This is a genomic window from Veillonella sp. AF13-2 (assembly GCF_003603295.1).
Taxonomy (GTDB): Bacteria; Bacillota; Negativicutes; order Veillonellales; family Veillonellaceae; genus Veillonella; species Veillonella parvula_E.
In genome coordinates, this window is the sequence record NZ_QTMT01000004.1 from 1 (window position 1) to 520 (window position 520).

Below are 520 nucleotides of genomic sequence, written 5' to 3' on the forward strand. Positions count from 1 at the left end.
TACACACTTATCATTGTTTGGTTTTGAGAGATCTGTAAAGACTCTCAGATGGTTTAATACCATTTACAATTTAATAGATTTCGATGGCTATCTAGGCGTATGAGATGAACGACGTCGCCGCGTAACGGTAATTACGCAAGACAAGTGAAGCGAATGCAACGACGATAGACGCGAACTATATGAATTGTTTGTTCTTTGAAAACTGCATAGAAGATAATTATTATATATTTGTAAGGTCATCTCTTAGAATTTCTAAGTAGGTTGACCCGAGCACATAGGAAATAATTCTCTGACTTAATGGTGACGTACATGAAAATGTACGGCTACAAAATAAACGACAATGTATCTAATGCATGTCAATGAAATCTAAGAATAGATTTTCGTCAGAATTTGATGGATAACGAGGTGTGCCAGTGAGGTGATGTCGCCGCATACTTATGTACGCAAGACAAACCGAACGCAGCACAACGAAGTTAGCCGCAAATTATGGCGCAAAATAAGTAAAGATAATAAGGGCGTA